Raw genomic sequence first — 12673 nt, forward strand, 5'->3', positions numbered from 1 at the left:
AAACACTGCCCCGGAGGACCGTCACCGGCAGCCGAACAGCCCCGCGCAGCGGCACCGCCCGCCGCAGGCGAACCCACAGCAACCCCCACGGCGGGCCAGCCAAAACGTCGACCCAGGCAAAGCGCAGCGGATGGTCAGCGAACCACCCCCATCACCACCACGTCATGCCACTCGCCCTCCCAGAACAACGCTTCCCGCATCCGGCCCTCCACCTCGAAGCCGCACTTCTCGTAGGCGCGTTGGGCGCGCGGGTTGAAGGCGAAGACCTCCAGTTGGACGCGGTGCAGGCCGACGCGGTCGAAGGCGTAGTCCAGGAGCAGACGGGTCGCCTCGGTGCCGATGCCGCGGCCCGTGGCGTCCGCGGTGAGGGCGATGCGGAAGCTGCCGTGTGCGTTGTCCGGGTCGATCTGGCTCAGCGCGAGGTCGCCCAGGAAGGCACCGGTCTCCCGGTCTTCGATGGCCAGGTCGAGGCGGTCCGCGCGCTCCGCGGCCCCGGCGCACCAGGCCTGCAGCTCCGCCAGCGTCCAGTCGTGGTGGGTGCCGGTCAGCCGGCGGGTCTCGGCGTCCAGGAACGTGGCGTGGAAGTCGGCCGCATGCCGCTCGGCCAGCGGTGTCAGCCGTATCCGGGCGCCCGTGAGCACCGGTTTCTCGGAGAGTGCGGTGGCGTCGATCATGGGGGGATGATGGTGCGGCCGCGGGGCCTGCGGCAAGGGAATTGTCCGGCCGGGGGAGCGTCGGCCGGGGGAGGGGGCGGCGTGGAGCTGCGGCAGGTGCGGTACTTCGTCATGGTCGCGCGGGAGCTGCACTTCGGGCGGGCGGCGGAGCGGCTGCACATCGTCCAGTCGGCGGTGAGCCAGCAGATCCGGCGGCTGGAACGCGAGCTGCAGGCCGAGCTGTTCGACCGGTCGGCGCGCCAGGTGCGGCTGACGGCCGTCGGCGAGCGGTTCCTGCCCGAGGCCCGGGCCCTGCTGGCCGCCGAGGAGCGCGCCCGCGCCGTCGTCGCCGAACTGACCGCCGGCCGCGCCCGCACCCTGCGCCTGGGCACGAGCACCGGGCTGGGCGCCCATCTGGACCGGGTGCTCGACGCACTGGCCGGTCTTGCCCCGGAGGTCGGGGTGGAGCTGGTGTCCGCGCGGGCCCCGGAGCGGCTCGACCGGGTGGCGTCCGGCGAGCTGGACGCGGCGTTCCTGCGGGGTGAGCCGGACGGCGGCGGCCGCGACGGTCTGCGCTTCGTCCCGCTCTGGCAGGACCCGCTGGTCGCGGTCGTCCCGGCCCGCCACCGCCTCGCCACCGCCCCCGGCACCCTCGCGCTCGCCGACCTGGCGGCCGTCCCGCTGGTGCTGACCGAGCGGCGCAACAACCGTGCCCTGGTCGACCTGGTCGTCAACGCCTGCCACGACGCCGGCTTCGCCCCCGTACCCGGCCCCCGGTACGGCTCGCTCGACGACACCCTCACCGCGATCGGCGCCCCCGGCGGCCCGGCGGACGGCCTGTGGACCGTCGTCTACGCCGCGCACGCCGCCCGGCTGAGCACCCCCAGGGTCGCCTTCCTCCCGTTCCGCAACCCGGGCATGGAGCTGACGACGTACCTCGCGGCGCGTCGCGGCGACCCGCCCGCCGGCCTGGACCTGCTGCTGCGGGCCTGCGCGGAGCGGGACGACGGCTGACGTCGGTGCCCGTCGCGCGATCTCGATCGGTGATCGCTGTGTGCGCGATCCGCTTCTTGGTCGCGCGGCCCGTCCGCGATGGACTGAGGGCAGCCGGTCAAGCACCGGAAATCCTTATTCCACAAGGAAGTTCAGCCATGCCGATCGTCACCGTCCAGCAGGGTCCGCGCAGCGTCGAGCTCAAGCGGGAGCTGGTCAAGCAGATCACCGATGCGTTCGTGGACGCGTACAAGATCCCCGCCGAGACCGTGCAGGTGTGGATCCAGGAGGTGCCCACCGACAGCTGGGGCGCGGCGGGCACGCTGACCGCCGACAAGTAGGCGACGCGCAGGGGCCGGCCCGTACGGGGGCGGGCCGGCCCCGCGGGGCGCCTACGGGAGCAGCCCGGCCCGCCGTGCCGCGATCACCGCCTGCAGGCGGGTGTGCGCCCCCAACTTCCGCATCGACGACCGCAGATAGCTCTTCACCGTCTCCGGCCGCAGCCCCAGCCGCTCCGCCACCGCCGCGTTCGTCGCCCCCGACGCCACACACGCCAGTACGTCCACCTCACGGGGCGACAGCACCGGGCCCGGTCCGCGGCGCGGCCCCGACGACGCCGCCGCGAGCCGGCCGCAGGCCGCCAGCATCTCCTGCCGCAGCTGCGGATCGTCCACCCGCTGCGCCAGCGCCCGCAGCTCACCGTGCGCCTCGCGGACCTCCTCCCACATCGCCGGGTCGGCGGCGGTCGGCTGCCGGGCCACCGACAGCAGCCGCGCCGCCTCGTCCTGCACCAGCAGCGCCTGTTCCAGCTCCCGCGCCGCCTCCATCGCGGCCGACAGCGGCCGGTCGCCGAGCCGCACCGGTCGGCGCAGCGCGCCGTAGAGCACCCCGCGCACCCGCCGCCGTACGATCACCGGCACCGCGAGTACCGAGCGCAGCCCCTCGGCCGCCACCGCCGCGTCGTACTCATGGCTGATCACCGACGAGACGCGGTAGTCGGTCACCGCGAACGGGCGGGAGCGCGCCACTGCCTTGCCGCCCAGCCCGTTGCCCTGGAGGACGTCCAGCCCGCGCAGCACCGTGGTCTCGGTCCCCGACAGCTCCTTGATGCGGTACCGCCCCGTACCGGCCAGCAGACCGCCGAACGCCACCGGCAGGCCGCTGGCCCGTCGCAGTCGCGACAGCGCCGCTCGTACCTGCGCCGCATCGTCCGGCGAACCGTCCGCCACCGACCCGAGCTGCACGCCGAAACCTCCGCTTCCCCCCATTCGGGGGTGGTGAGACCTGCGCCCCTGATTACACGATGGCAGGTAGCGGTGCGGCAATGAGGAGGACATATGACGGACACGGAAACCGGTGCGACGGGCCGCGCACCGGCCGCCACCGAGGAGTTCCGGGCGGCGCGGGACCTGCTGCTGAAGCACCGGGAGGACTACGAAGCGGCCCGCGCCGCCTTCCGCTGGCCCCGCCCCGAACACTTCAACTGGGCACTGGACTGGTTCGACGCCATCGCTCGCGGCAACGACCGCACCGCGCTGCACATCGTCGAGGAGGACGGCAGCGAGCTGCGGCTGACCTTCGACGAACTGCGCCGCCGCTCCGACCAGGCCGCCAACTGGCTGTCCGCCAAAGGGGTACGGGCCGGCCACCGCATCGTCGTGATGCTCGGCAACCAGGTCGAGCTGTGGGAGACCGCGCTCGCCGCGATGAAGCTGCGCGCCGTCGTCATCCCCGCCACACCGCTGCTCGGCCCGGCCGACCTCGCCGACCGGATCGACCGCGGCCGGGCCCGGCACGTCGTCGTGCGCGCCGCCGACACCGACAAGTTCGCCCGGGTACCGGGGGACTACACCCGGATCGCGGTCGGCGGCGCGCCGGACGGCTGGCTGCCGTACGAGGAGGCCTACGGCGGCCCCGACACGTTCCTGCCGGACACCGCCACCCGGGCCGACGACCCGCTGATGCTCTACTTCACCTCCGGCACCACCGCACGCCCCAAACTCGTCGAGCACACCCACGCGTCCTATCCGATCGGCCACCTGGCGACCATGTACTGGATCGGTCTGCGCCCCGGGGACGTCCATCTGAACATCTCCTCGCCCGGATGGGCCAAGCACGCCTGGTCCAACCTCTTCGCGCCGTGGAACGCCGAGGCCACCGTCTTCATCCACAACTACACCCGCTTCGACGCGGCCCGGCTGATGGCCGAGATGGACCGCGCCCAGGTCACCAGCTTCTGCGCCCCGCCCACCGTCTGGCGGATGCTCATCCAGGCCGATCTCAGCGCGCTCCGCCGGCCCCCGCGGGAGATCGTCGCGGCCGGCGAGCCGCTCAACCCGGAGATCATCGAGCAGGTACGGAAGTCCTGGGGCGTCACCATCCGGGACGGCTTCGGCCAGACCGAGACCGCCGTCCAAGTGGCCAACACCCCTGGCCAGAGCGTCAAACCGGGCTCCATGGGACGCCCCACACCCGGCTTCGACGTGGTCCTGCTCGACCCCGTCACCGGCGCCCCGGCCGAGGAGGGCGAGATCGCCCTCGACCTGCGCGCACAGCCCGTCGGCCTGATGACCGGCTACCACGGGGACCCGGCGCGCACCGCGGAGGCGATGGCCGGCGGCTACTACCGCACCGGCGACATCGGGGTCCGCGACCGCGACGGCCGGATCACCTATGTGGGGCGCGCCGACGACGTCTTCAAGGCCTCCGACTACAAGATCTCGCCGTTCGAGCTGGAGAGCGCCCTGCTGGAGCACGAGGCGGTGGCCGAGGCCGCCGTGGTGCCGGCGCCCGACCCGCTGCGGCTGGCCGTGCCCAAGGCGTACGTCGTGCTGGCGGCCGGGTGGTCGGCAGGTCCGGAGACCGCCAGGCTGCTCTTCGCGCACTCCCGTGACGTACTGGCCCCCTACAAGCGCATCAGGCGGCTGGAGTTCGCCGACCTGCCGAAGACCGTCTCCGGCAAGATCCGCCGTATCGAACTGCGCGAACGCACCGCGCAGGGCGACGGCGGAGCCGAGTACTGGGAGGAGAACCACCGATGAGCCCCTCGCACCAGGAGCTGTCGTACGCCAGCGGGGCCGCCGGCAGGCCGCTGCTCGGACACACCATCGGGGCCGACCTGGCCCGTACCATCGCGCGCTTCGGCGACCGTGAGGCGCTGGTCGAGGTGGCGAGCGGCCGCCGCTGGACCTACACCGAACTGGGCCGCGCCATCGACGAAGTGGCCCTCGGCCTGCTCGCCAAGGGGGTCGGCAAGGGCGACCGGGTGGGCATCTGGGCGCCCAACTGCGCCGAATGGGTCCTCGTCCAGTACGCCACCGCCAAGATCGGCGCGATCCTCGTCAACGTCAACCCGGCTTACCGGGTGCACGAGTTGGCGTACGTCCTCCAACAGGCCGGCATCACCGTCCTGGTCTCCGCGGTCCACCACAAGACCAGCGACTACCGGCGGATGATCGAGCAGGTGCGCGCCGAGAGCCCGGCGCTGCGCGACGTGGTCTACCTCGGCGACCCGACCTGGGGCGGACTGCTGGCCGCCGGCGCGTCCGTGCCGCACACCCGGCTCGCCGAGTGCGAACGTGCCCTGACCGCCGACGACCCGGTCAACATCCAGTACACCTCGGGCACCACGGGCTTCCCCAAGGGCGCCACTCTCTCGCACCACAACATCCTCAACAACGGCTACTGGGTCGGCGAGACCATCGCCTACACCGAGCACGACCGGGTGTGTCTGCCGGTGCCCTTCTACCACTGCTTCGGCATGGTCATGGGCAATCTCGGCGCCACCTCGCACGGCGCCTGCATCGTCATCCCGGCCCCCGCGTTCGACGCCGCCGCCACGCTGCAGGCCGTCCAGGACGAGAGCTGTACGTCCCTCTACGGCGTCCCCACCATGTTCATCGCCGAACTCAACCACCCCGACTTCGCCACCTACGATCTGTCCTCCCTGCGTACCGGCATCATGGCGGGCTCCCCGTGCCCCGAAGAGGTCATGAAGCGGGTGGTCGCCGAGATGCACATGGCCGAGGTCTCCATCTGCTACGGCATGACCGAGACCTCCCCGGTCTCCACCCAGACGCGCCGTGACGACGACCTGGAGCACCGGACCGCGACCGTCGGCCGGGTGCTGCCGCACATCGAGGTCAAGGTCGTCGATCCGGCGAGCGGGGTGACCGTGCCCCGCGGTACGCCGGGCGAGCTGTGCACCCGCGGCTACAGCGTGATGCTCGGCTACTGGGAGGACGCCGAGCGCACCGCCGAGGTCATCGACGCCGCCCGCTGGATGCACACCGGCGACCTCGCGGTGATGAACGACGACGGCTATGTCCGGATCGTCGGCCGCATCAAGGACATGATCATCCGGGGTGGCGAGAACGTCTATCCGCGCGAGATCGAGGAGTTCCTCTATTCCCATCCCAAGATCGCCGACGTCCAGGTCGTCGGCGTCCCCGACGACAAGTACGGCGAGGAGATCGCCGCCTGCGTCATCCTCCGCGACCCCGAAGACCCCCTCACCCGCGATGAGTTGGCCCGCTACTGCCGCTCCCGGCTCGCCCACTACAAGGTGCCGCGCTACCTGGAGATCCTCGACGCGTTCCCGATGACCGTCAGCGGCAAGGTGCGCAAGGTCGAGCTGCGCGAGCGGCTGGCCGAGGAGCTGGGGCGGGTACCGCGGTGAGGCGGGGGCGGCGGGCTCGATTGTCAGACCCACCAGGCAGGATGAAGGGGTGAGGGAACGGCGGGCAGGAGCCGCCGGGCACGTACCACGGGGAAACGGGGACGGGACGATGACGGAGAGTGTCGCGGAGCTGGCGGGGCGGCTCAGGGCTGCGGACGCCGGTGGCTGGACGCCGGAAGGGGCACGGGCGCTGGTCGCCGGGCTCGGCTGGACCTGGAAGGACTCCGGCGCGGGGCCGGTCATCGGTACGGGGCGCGCCGCGGGCGACGCCCGGCTGCGCCCGGTCGGCTCGGTCGAGGAGCGCTACGCCTATGGCGAGAGCTATCTCGAACTCGCCGTGCCGGTAGGGCCGGTCGAGCCGGACGCGGCGAGTCAGGCGGCCGCCTTCCGCGCGGTGCGGGACGAGCTGACCAGGGTGCTCGGCGAGGCGTCGATCATGGGCGCGTACGGCGACCTGGGGCCGTTCTACGACTCGGGGCCGCTGTGGGGCACCCCGTTCCTGCGCTGGCGCGACCAGCCCAACACGCTCGAACTGCGCGCCGGGAAGGCAGGACCCGAGCTGATTCTGCAGCCCACCGACCCGGTGGAGAACTGGTTCTGGCGTCAGGGCGTCGGCGAGGAGCACTCCATCTCCGGCTTCTTCGGCAGCCGCAACGACCCGGCCAACGCGGGCCTGGGTTTTCCCGGCGGCTGGTACGCGAAGAGCTGGGAGACGGTGACCCGGGCGCTCGCCGACTTCCTGGACACGCTGCCGGCCGAGACGACCGCCCTCGGTACGTCCCTGTCCATGCCGGTCTACGGCCGGCTGGCCGAGGGCGGCGCCCCGATCCTCTTCGACATCACCTGCCGCGACCGGCTCTCGCTCGGCTGCTTCGCACCGGACACCGCCGATCCGGCCGCCCTGGGCTGGGGCACCGTCACCGAGCATCCCGGGACCGGGCCGGTGTGGCCCGACGACGAGGACCCGCGGTGGCGCATCGACGCCGGCGGCCCCGGTGAGCCGAAGGGCCGGGCGCTGGCCGAGACGCTGGTGGCCACCGCACGGGCCGTGGGGGTGCGTACGCCCGCCGACCTGATAGTCGGCGGCGAGGCCACGTACATGGGCGCGTACCACGTCACGTTCTACGGCCTCGGACTGCGGACCGGCTGACGGCTCCCCGCTGCGCGCCGCCGCTCAGCGCTGCCGCTCGCCCGGCCAGTCGAGCCTCAGCCGCTGGGCGCGCGGCAGTGAGGCCACCACGAGGTCGTACGAGTCCTCGATCATGTCGAGGACCAACCGGTCGGGAAGGGCGCCCTCAAGGGAGACCGTGTTCCAGTGCCGCTTGTTGAGGTGGTACCCCGGCACCACCTCCGGGTGGGCCGCGCGCAGCCGTTCGGCGAGCTCGGGGTCGCACTTGAGGCTCACGGTCAGCGGCTCGTCGGTCAGCGTCGTCAGCGCGAAGATCTTGCCGCCGACCTTGAAGGTCGACACGTCCGGGTGCCGCGGGAAGGGGAATTCCTCGGTCGCGCCCTGGAAGTCCAGGCAGACGGACCGGAGGGCGTTCGCGTTGATCATCTCGCCATTATGTCCGGCACCGCGGCCACCTGATCGGCCGTCAGGTGACGGCGGGGCGGCGCATGCACACCCGTGGCCAGCGATCAAGGCCGAGCGCCGCCTCCTGTGCGCGAATGGCCCGCAGGCCGGGCGTGAGTTCGGCGTCGGCGAGCCGTCGAAAGCCCAGGCGCTCGTAGTACGGCGCGTTCCACGGCACCTCGGTGAACGTGGTCAGCGTCAGCGCGGGCAGCCCGCCGTCCAGTTCGGCACGGTCGATGAGCGCCCGCCCGATGCCGCGGCGCGCCTGGTCCGGGTGGACCGACACCTGCTCGATATGGGTGCAGCCGTCGACCGGCTCGCGGAGCAGATAGCCGACCGGCCGGCCGTCCTCGTACGCGGCCAGCATCCGTCCGGCGCGCTGGAACTGCGCCAGCCGCGCCGGCGACGGCGGCTCGTCGTCCGCGACGGCGGCCATGCCCAGCGCCCGGAACGGCTCCCCGGCGGCGCGCTCGATGGCGCGCAGTACGGGCAGTTCGTCGAGGGTCGGTATCCCGATGATCACGGGGTCAGTGTCGCCGGTTCCGTCCGGCACGGCGACCGTTTTTGCCGGCCGGCCCGTCAGCCGCGAGGGCCGCGGACGGCCGTCTCACCGTCCTGCCGCGCCGTATTTGATCAGCTCGTCGGCCGGATCGTTGACCGGCTGCGGGGTGCCGGTGAGGTCCATGACGAACAGCGGGATGTGCAGATCGTCGGCGCGGGCCCGGGCGTCGCGGGCGTAGCCGGCGAGGGAGAAGAAGACCGCGATGGCCGAGTCGTTGAGGCCGTTGAGCCAGACGCACTCGATCTCGCGCAGTTCGGTGGAGCGGGTGGAGGGGTCGACCTGGGCGACGACGCCGGTGCCGCGCAGGTCCACGCCGGAGGCGGTGCGCTCCTGGGTACGGGCGACATCGGTGTAGCCCAGCCACTTCAGATACTGCTCGGCGGCGGTGACACAGTCGCGGGCCGTACGGATCGTGACCGGCCGGAAGGCGGGCCGCAGGATGGCGCGCGGGGTGTCGGTGTCGGTGGCGGACGCCGGCGCGGGCCTGGCCGCGGCCCTGCCGTGCGAGGGGAAGTTCGGCGGCGGCAGGGCGGGCGCCGGGACCACGGGGACCCGGACGACCGTGCCGCAGGCACAGCCGGACTCCGGCGCCGGCCACTCGTCCTGCCGCCCGCAGACCTCGCAGCGCACCTCCACCCAGGAGGCCTGCCAGGTGCGGTGCAATATCTCGACGGGCACCCCGCCGCGCAGCACGGGCATGGTCAGCGGGGCACCGCACGCGCACGGGAAGGTGGGCGGGGTGAACGCGTTCTCGCGGCGGCACGAGGGGCACCGCACCGGCACGCTGTCGGCCATGGTCGGCTCCTGGCGGGTTGGGGCAGCAGACAGGCCGATCCTGCCGCTGTCCCCATCGTCTCTCCAAAGTCGGCCGCCGGGGGCCGAATTCCGGTCAGTGCCCCAGGGGTCTCAGGGGGAACGGAGGGGGAGCGACGGCGCACGCGGGGCGCACAGCGGGCGCACGACGGTGCCCTCCAGCCGCCCGGGGGCGGGCACCGTTCCCTGCGACGCACAGGGCCCGGAATCCGTGACCGTACGGATTCCGGGCCCTGTGCCGTGGTTCCCGTCCGACAGCGCGAGATAGGGCGCGACAGGACATCGCACCGTCGGACGGAGTCTGTGGGGGTGGGAGGGAGGGGGCAGGCGGGCTCCGCGGCGGGGGAGGCGGCTCGCCCTTCCCTATCGGGCGAGCACTGCCACCGCACTGGAATCTCCCCGCGAACCGCGGAGCTCGCACTGCCTCTCCGTACCGGCCGACCACCCCTCAACGGGCCGGCCGGTACGGATGCGCAAGGGAACTGACCTCCCGTCAGCCCTCGCGCAGCTCGTTCGCTGCGATACCGGAAGCGATGCCGGTCGGCGCAGCTCAGTCCTCGCGCAGCTCGCGGACCTTGGCCTCGACGCGCTTGCCGTAGTCCGGGTCGGCGGCGTGGAAGTGCGCGAGGTTCTTCTCGATCACATCGTCGCGGCTGACCTGGGAGAGTCCGCCGGCGATGTTGTTGACCAGACGGTTCTTCTCGTCCTCCGACATCAGGCGGTAGAGCTCACCGGCCTGGAAGAAGTCGTCGTCCTTGGTGTGCGCCGGGGCCTCGTGGGTGCCGGTGTAGCCGGAGAGGGCGAGCGGGGCGGAGAGCGCCTCGTTCGTCTGCACCGGGCCGCCGTAGGAGTTCGGCTCGTAGTTCTTGGCGTGCCGGTCGTAGCCGTTGGTCGCCATGAAGCCGTCCCGGCCGTAGTTGTCGGCCTTGGTCGCCTTGGGGGCGTTCACCGGCAGCTGGGTGTGGTTGACGCCCAGGCGGTAGCGGTGCGCGTCGGCGTAGGCGAACAGCCGGCCCTGGAGCATCTTGTCCGGGGACGGGCCGATGCCGGGCACGAAGTTGTTCGGCGAGAAGGCCGACTGCTCCACCTCGGCGAAGACGTTGTCGGGGTTGCGGTCCAGGACCAGGCGGCCGACCCGCTGCAGCGGGTAGTCCGCGTGCGGCCACACCTTCGTCAGGTCGAACGGGTTGAAGCGGTAGTCGGCCGCCTCGGCCGCCGGCATGACCTGCACGTACAGGGTCCAGGAGGGGTACACGCCCCGCTCGATGGACTGCAGCAGGTCGGTCTGGTGGCTGTTGGGGTCCTTGCCCGCCAGCTCGGCGCCCTGCTCGCTGCTCAGGCAGCGGATGCCCTGGTTCGTCTTGAAGTGGTACTTGACGAAGAAGGCCTCGCCCTGGGCGTTCGTCCACTGGTAGGTGTGCGAACCGTAGCCGTTCATGTGGCGGTAGGAGGCCGGGATGCCGCGGTCGCCCATGAGCCAGGTGATCTGGTGGGTGGCCTCGGGGGCGTGCGCCCAGAAGTCCCAGACGTTGTCCGGCTCCTGCTTGCCCGTGAAGGGGTCGCGCTTCTGCGAGTGGATGAAGTCGGGGAACTTGATCGGGTCCTTGATGAAGAACACCGGGGTGTTGTTGCCGACGAGGTCGTAGTTGCCCTCTTCGGTGTAGAACTTCAGGGCGAAGCCGCGCGGGTCGCGGGCCGCGTCCGGGCCGCCGAGGTTGTCGGCGACGGTCGAGAAGCGGATGAACGTCTCGGTCCGCTTGCCGACCGTGCTCAGGAAGTCGGCACGGGTGAAGCCGGTGACGTCATCGGTCACCTCGAAGTAGCCGTATGCGCCCGAGCCGCGGGCGTGCACGACACGCTCCGGGATGCGCTCGCGGTTGAAGCGCGCGAGCTTCTCCAGCAGGTGCTGGTCCTGGAGGATGATCGGGCCGCCGACGCCGGCGGTTGCAGAGTTCTGGTTGTCGGCGACCGGGGCGCCGGACTCGGTCGTCAGCGTGGGCTTCGACATGGTGACCTTCCGTACGAGAGCGCGGAAGTTGACTTCCGCATGTCGGAGCGTAGGAAGTGCTCCGACCAAACGTCAACACTTTGTTGAAACAAACCTGGGCGGTGTTCGGCTGGGTGTTCCGGGCGGCGGCCACGCCTGGGCGCGACAGGACAGGTGTCAGCGCAGCCACCGCCCGGAAGAGGGTGGGAAGCCCCGGGCTCCCTCTAGGCGACCCGGACCTCCATGAGGACCGGTCGCCGTGTGGAGACGGCTTCCTTGCGGGCCCACTCGGCCGCCGAGCGGAGCTCCGCCGGATCGAGGACGTCACGGCCCGCGCAGCCGTACGCCTCGACGAGCTTCACGTGGTCCGTGCGGTCCGCGTCGTGGTCGAGAGGGGTGAGCATGATCAGTACGAAGGGCACCTCGTGCCGGGCCGCGGCCGCCAGCTCCTCGGCCGTGTGCCCGAAGCCCTGGCCGTCGATGACCGCCACGACCTCCGCGTCCCGCTCGCCCCGGGAGTCCAGCGCCGTGCGCACGCCGATCGCGGCGGGGACCTCCCAGCCGGGCGGGCCGTTGCGGGCGTAGCCGCCGGCCGCGCCGCTGACGACATGGGCGTCCGGTCCGAAGAGACCGCCGAGCTCCGCCAGGACCCCGGACGCCAGGACCCCGGACGCCGGGCCGCCGAAGCCGGTTCGGTCCGCCGGGACGGGCGGCCGCGGCGCGGCACCGCGTCCGGACCCGGCCCGCGGGCCCGTCCCGGTGGTGTGCTCGGCGTCGTACGCGATCTCCGCCGCGGCCAGATCGGCCGGGACATCGATCAGGACCGGTCCGGGACGGCCCTCCCGCGCGATCCGGAACGCCTCGCGAAAGGCACCCGGAATCCGCGCCGGATCCTCGATCCGCTCGGCGCGCTTGGTCACCGGACCGGCCAGCCGGACGAGATCCGGCGGCCGGTAGGCGTCATGGCGCAGCGGACCGGCACCCCGGCGCGGGCCGGCCGTCTCCCGGCCGGCGATGCAGACCAGGGGGACGGCGTCCTGCTGCGCCGCGTACAGCCCGGTGATCAGCCGCGACGCCCCCGGACCCGCGGCCACCGCGGCGACGCCGGCCCGCCCGCTCGTGCGGCTCCAGCCGTACGCCATATGTGCGGCTGCCTCTTCGCGGCGCACCGGCAGGCACCCGATACCGCCGGCCTCCTCCATCGCGGTGTACAGCGGGAGGAGGGCGGCACCGGGGCAGCCGAAGGCGATGTCGACGCCCTCGTCCTTCATGATCTGGACGGCCGCCCGTATGGCGGGGATCCGCTGCGCCGCCATGGACTCAGCTTTCGGTGGTGTGTCCGGAGAGGCGTTCGACGCCGCGCAGGAGGGCGGAGTGGTCCAGGCCGCCGTCGCCCTGGGCGCGCAGGGAGGCG

General features: G+C 72.4%; 12 protein-coding genes and 1 pseudogene. 5 read left to right on the plus strand and 8 right to left on the minus strand.

Going from position 1 to position 12673, the window contains the following annotated elements:
• Positions 1-134: 134 nt before the first annotated feature.
• Positions 135-674 (minus strand): GNAT family N-acetyltransferase, encoded by a 540-nt coding sequence (locus ACWD6P_RS35940; RefSeq protein WP_451448425.1) that lies wholly within the window; start codon positions 672-674, stop codon positions 135-137.
• Between the two features lie 81 nt (positions 675-755).
• On the opposite strand from ACWD6P_RS35940, the gene ACWD6P_RS35945 reads away from it, so the two are divergent.
• Both ACWD6P_RS35945 and dmpI read left to right on the plus strand, forming a co-directional pair.
• Positions 756-1667, plus strand: a complete 912-nt coding sequence (locus ACWD6P_RS35945) for a LysR substrate-binding domain-containing protein (RefSeq protein ID WP_451448426.1) — start codon at positions 756-758, stop codon at positions 1665-1667.
• 137 nt (positions 1668-1804) lie between these two features.
• Positions 1805-1987 (plus strand): 4-oxalocrotonate tautomerase DmpI, encoded by a 183-nt coding sequence (gene dmpI, locus ACWD6P_RS35950; RefSeq protein ID WP_393500510.1) that lies wholly within the window; start codon positions 1805-1807, stop codon positions 1985-1987.
• A gap of 51 nt (positions 1988-2038) precedes the next feature.
• On the opposite strand, the gene ACWD6P_RS35955 is transcribed toward dmpI, so the two are convergent.
• A complete protein-coding gene (locus ACWD6P_RS35955) occupies positions 2039-2890 on the minus strand; it encodes a response regulator transcription factor (protein WP_451448427.1) in 852 nt (283 codons plus the stop codon).
• A 93-nt stretch (positions 2891-2983) separates the two neighbouring features.
• Here ACWD6P_RS35955 and ACWD6P_RS35960 point away from each other — a divergent pair, with 93 nt between their 5' ends.
• From ACWD6P_RS35960 to ACWD6P_RS35970, 3 genes are all read left to right on the plus strand, one after another.
• Complete coding sequence (locus ACWD6P_RS35960; RefSeq protein WP_451448428.1) at positions 2984-4687, plus strand: AMP-binding protein; 1704 nt, start codon at positions 2984-2986, stop codon at positions 4685-4687.
• Positions 4684-6324 (plus strand): AMP-binding protein, encoded by a 1641-nt coding sequence (locus tag ACWD6P_RS35965; RefSeq protein ID WP_451448429.1) that lies wholly within the window; start codon positions 4684-4686, stop codon positions 6322-6324. Before ACWD6P_RS35960 ends, ACWD6P_RS35965 begins: the two co-directional genes overlap by 4 nt.
• Positions 6325-6433: 109 nt before the next feature.
• Positions 6434-7474, plus strand: coding sequence for a hypothetical protein (locus ACWD6P_RS35970; RefSeq protein WP_451448430.1), 1041 nt, complete (start codon positions 6434-6436; stop codon positions 7472-7474).
• Between the two features lie 24 nt (positions 7475-7498).
• Here the strand turns inward: ACWD6P_RS35970 and ACWD6P_RS35975 are convergent, their stop codons facing one another.
• The 6 genes and pseudogenes from ACWD6P_RS35975 to ACWD6P_RS36000 form a co-directional block, all read right to left on the minus strand.
• A complete protein-coding gene (locus tag ACWD6P_RS35975; protein ID WP_451448431.1) occupies positions 7499-7879 on the minus strand; it encodes an MmcQ/YjbR family DNA-binding protein in 381 nt (126 codons plus the stop codon).
• Between the two features lie 40 nt (positions 7880-7919).
• Entirely contained in the window at positions 7920-8420 is a 501-nt protein-coding gene (locus tag ACWD6P_RS35980; RefSeq protein ID WP_451448432.1) for a GNAT family N-acetyltransferase, read from the minus strand.
• Positions 8421-8504: 84 nt separating this feature from the next.
• A complete protein-coding gene (locus ACWD6P_RS35985) occupies positions 8505-9254 on the minus strand; it encodes a hypothetical protein (RefSeq protein WP_451448433.1) in 750 nt (249 codons plus the stop codon).
• 568 nt (positions 9255-9822) lie between these two features.
• Entirely contained in the window at positions 9823-11280 is a 1458-nt protein-coding gene (locus ACWD6P_RS35990) for a catalase (RefSeq protein WP_451448434.1), read from the minus strand.
• A 203-nt stretch (positions 11281-11483) separates the two neighbouring features.
• Positions 11484-12575, minus strand: coding sequence for a thiamine pyrophosphate-binding protein (locus ACWD6P_RS35995; protein WP_451448435.1), 1092 nt, complete (start codon positions 12573-12575; stop codon positions 11484-11486).
• A gap of 4 nt (positions 12576-12579) precedes the next feature.
• Positions 12580-12673, minus strand: a pseudogene (locus ACWD6P_RS36000) (2-hydroxy-3-oxopropionate reductase); the annotation flags it as partial.

It is taken from the genome of Streptomyces sp. NPDC002446 (assembly GCF_053595675.1).